The organism is Rhodopseudomonas sp. (genome assembly GCF_048594845.1).
Lineage (GTDB): Bacteria > Pseudomonadota > Alphaproteobacteria > Rhizobiales > Xanthobacteraceae > Rhodopseudomonas.
Window position 1 is genome coordinate 1 of record NZ_JBMDXE010000296.1, and the last position, 3,348, is coordinate 3,348.

A 3,348-nucleotide genomic window follows, 5' to 3' on the forward strand; every position below is an offset into this window, starting at 1 on the left:
CTCGGCGCGTGCATCGGCGCCATCCTGATCAACACCATCTCGGCGACCGTCAGCGAAACCGAAGGCTTCGCCGAGGCCTGGAAGGCGATCATCGGCCTGATCTTCGTGCTGGTCGTTCTGTATCTGCCGCACGGCCTCGCCGGCCTGGCGCACGACCTGATCGACCGGGTGCTGCGTCGCAAGCCGAAGGCTCCGTCCCGCCAGATCGACGCCGCCGGCGTCTCGCAGCTTGCGGAGTAGGCGGATGGATCGTGTCGCACTCACCATCGACGGCCTCGGCGTCGACTTCGAAGGCTTCAAGGCGGTCAACAACGTTTCGCTAACAATCGGAGAAGGCGAACTGCGGGTCGTGCTCGGCGCCAACGGCGCCGGCAAGACAACGCTGATGGATCTGATCTCCGGCAAGACGCAGAGCACCAGCGGGCGCGTCTTCATCGACGATACCGAGATCACCAACTGGCCCGAGCACAAGATCGCGCGCGCCGGCATCGGGCGAAAGTTCCAGATCCCCAGCGTGTTCAAGGAGCTCAGCGTCCGCCGCAACCTCGAAGTTGCGAGCTGCAAGAACCCCGGCGTGCTGGCCAACCTCCGCTTCGGTTTCAGGGCCGAGACCCGGCGCCGCGTGTCCGAGGTGCTGGATCTGATCGGGCTGACCGAGGAAGCCGAGCGCACCGCGGCTTATCTCAGCCACGGCCAGACGCAGTGGCTCGAACTCGGCCTGCTGATCATCCAGGACCCGAAGGTGATCCTGCTCGACGAGCCGACGGCCGGCATGACCCAGGCGGAGACGCACAAGACCTCGCAGATCGTCAACAACCTCAAAGGCCGTCACACCATCATCGTGGTCGAGCACGACATGGCGTTCGTCCGGGAGATCGCCGAGCGCATCACCGTGCTGCATCTCGGCCAGGTGCTGGCCGAAGGCAGCGTCAGCGAAATCGAGAACGATCCGCGGGTCAAGGAAGCCTATCTCGGCGCGCAGGGGATCGCTTGATGCTGACCTTCACCAACGTCAACAGTTTCTACGATCGCAGCCACATCCTGCACAATGTGAGTCTCGAAATTCCGACCGGCGAGATCACCGCGATCCTCGGCCGCAACGGTACCGGCAAGACCACGCTGCTGAAGACGCTGATGGGACTGACCGATCGGAGCGAGGGGCAGATCCGGCTCGAGGACGACGATCTCGTCGCGCTGCCGACCTTCCGCCGGGCCCGCGCGGGCATCGCTTACGTGCCGCAGGGCCGTGAGATCATTCCGGACTTCACCATCCGCGACAACATCCTGATGGGCGCGTTCGCGCGCACCGACGGCAAGCGCGAAATCCCGCCGCTGGTCGCCGAGCTGTTTCCCTATCTGATGCAGAACCTCGACCGCAATGGCGGTGTGCTGTCCGGTGGTCAGCAGCAGCAACTCGCGATCGCCCGCGCGCTCGCGGCCGATCCGAAGATCATCCTGCTCGACGAGCCGAACGAAGGCATTCAGCCGTCGATCGTGCAGGAAATCGAAGCGATCATCGTCAAGCTCAATCGCGAGCTGGGCCTCACGGTGTTGCTGGTCGAGCAGAACATTCCGTTCGTGCGCCGTGCCGCGCAGCGCTTCGCCATGATGGAGAAGGGCCGCGTCGTCGAATTCGGCGAGATCGATCGGCTCTCGGACGAGATGGTCCATCGCCACATGGCGGTGTGATCGCCACGAAGTCACCCGGCCCAACGACGCGCCGGCATCTGCTCGACAACATTGCTCATCAAGGGAGTGCGACATGCATCATGGTGATATCTCGTCCAGCAACGATACGGTCGGCGTCGCCGTCGTAAACTACAAGATGCCCCGGCTGCACACGAAGGCCGAGGTGCTGGCCAACGCCAAGAAGATCGCCGACATGATCGTCGGCATGAAGGTCGGCCTGCCGGGCATGGATCTGGTGATCTTTCCGGAATATTCGACCCACGGCATCATGTACGACTCCAAGGAGATGTACGAAGCCGCCTCGACGGTGCCGGGTGACGAGACCGAAATCTTCGCCGAGGCCTGCCGCAAAGCCAAGGTGTGGGGCGTGTTCTCGCTGACCGGCGAGCGCCACGAGGAGCATCCCAACAAGGCGCCCTACAACACGCTGATCCTGATGAACGACAAGGGCGAGATCGTTCAGAAGTATCGCAAGATCATGCCGTGGGTGCCGATCGAGGGCTGGTATCCGGGCAACTGCACTTACGTCTCCGAAGGCCCCAAGGGCCTCAAGGTGTCGCTGATCATCTGCGACGACGGCAACTACCCGGAGATCTGGCGCGACTGCGCCATGAAGGGCGCCGAGCTGATCGTCCGCTGCCAGGGCTACATGTATCCGGCCAAGGATCAACAGGTGATCATGGCCAAGGCGATGGCCTGGGCCAACAACGTTTACGTCGCGGTGGCGAACGCCGCCGGTTTCGACGGCGTGTACTCCTATTTCGGCCATTCGGCGATCGTCGGCTTCGACGGCCGCACGCTCGGCGAATGCGGCGAGGAGGAGTACGGCATCCAGTATGCGCAGCTGTCCAAGTCGCTGATCCGCGACGCGCGCAAGACCGGCCAGTCCAACAACCACCTGTTCAAGCTGGTGCACCGCGGCTACACCGGCATCATCAATTCCGGCGACGGCGACAAGGGCGTGGCGGCCTGTCCGTACGACTTCTACGCCAAGTGGATCGCCGATCCCGAAGGCACCCGCGAGATGGTGGAGTCGTTCACGCGCGACACCATCGGCGTCGAGGAATGTCCGATCGACGGCATTCCGAACAAGAAGACCGTGCATCGCTGACGATACCGACGCCGGGCTGCGAAAGTGGCCCGGCGTCCTTCGCTTGCAATGAGACCAGCAACTGAGACCGTTCGCGATGACCGGGATCGCATCGGAGAGTCTGATCGGATCTACAGAAACGCACTGGGACCGCCAGAAGCGTCAAGAACGAGAGGCCACGATATGAATTCTACTGTCGATGAACTCAAGGTGACCGAGGAAAAGGTCGACCATCTGTTGGGCGAAGAATACGAGCACGCACCGGTGCCGACGGCGGCGCGTCGCAGCGCGTTCTCGGTGACCATGGTGTGGATCGGGTTTCCGATGATCATCACCGGTGCGATGACCGGTTCGATCCTCGTTCTCGGGATGGGCTTCAGCCGTGCGCTGATCGCCATGATCCTGGGAAATCTCATCATGCTCGGCTACGTCGGTCTGCTCGGTCATCTCGGCGCGCGAACCGGCATGAACTTTGGTCTGATCGCAAGTCAGGTGTTCGGCCGCAAAGGCTATGTGCTCGCGTCCGGCCTGTTGTCGACCCTGTTGCTCGGTTGGTACGCGGTGCAGAC

General features: G+C 62.7%; 4 protein-coding genes and 1 pseudogene. All 5 read left to right on the forward strand.

All coding sequences use genetic code 11. The features are described 5' to 3' along the window. Positions 1-240, forward strand: a pseudogene (locus ACOJTD_RS19265) (urea ABC transporter permease subunit UrtC); the annotation flags it as partial. Between the two features lie 4 nt (positions 241-244). Beyond that, a complete protein-coding gene (urtD, locus tag ACOJTD_RS19270; RefSeq protein WP_420134476.1) occupies positions 245-994 on the forward strand; it encodes an urea ABC transporter ATP-binding protein UrtD in 750 nt (249 codons plus the stop codon). Further along, complete coding sequence (gene urtE, locus ACOJTD_RS19275) at positions 994-1,689, forward strand: urea ABC transporter ATP-binding subunit UrtE (RefSeq protein ID WP_420134477.1); 696 nt, start codon at positions 994-996, stop codon at positions 1,687-1,689. Before urtD ends, urtE begins: the two co-directional genes overlap by 1 nt. 73 nt (positions 1,690-1,762) lie before the next feature. Continuing rightward, a complete protein-coding gene (locus ACOJTD_RS19280) occupies positions 1,763-2,800 on the forward strand; it encodes an aliphatic amidase (RefSeq protein ID WP_420134478.1) in 1,038 nt (345 codons plus the stop codon). A gap of 162 nt (positions 2,801-2,962) precedes the next feature. Next, positions 2,963-3,348 (forward strand): cytosine permease (locus tag ACOJTD_RS19285; RefSeq protein ID WP_420134479.1); only part of this gene is annotated, 386 nt, incomplete at its 3' end.

What these genes read in the sequence shown, in the direction of transcription:
- urtD (WP_420134476.1), top strand. Translation starts at nt 245, where the DNA reads ATGGATCGTGTCGCACTCACCATCGACGGCCTCGGCGTCGACTTCGAA.
- urtE (WP_420134477.1), top strand. Translation starts at nt 994, where the DNA reads ATGCTGACCTTCACCAACGTCAACAGTTTCTACGATCGCAGCCACATC.
- ACOJTD_RS19280 (WP_420134478.1), top strand. Translation starts at nt 1,763, where the DNA reads ATGCATCATGGTGATATCTCGTCCAGCAACGATACGGTCGGCGTCGCC.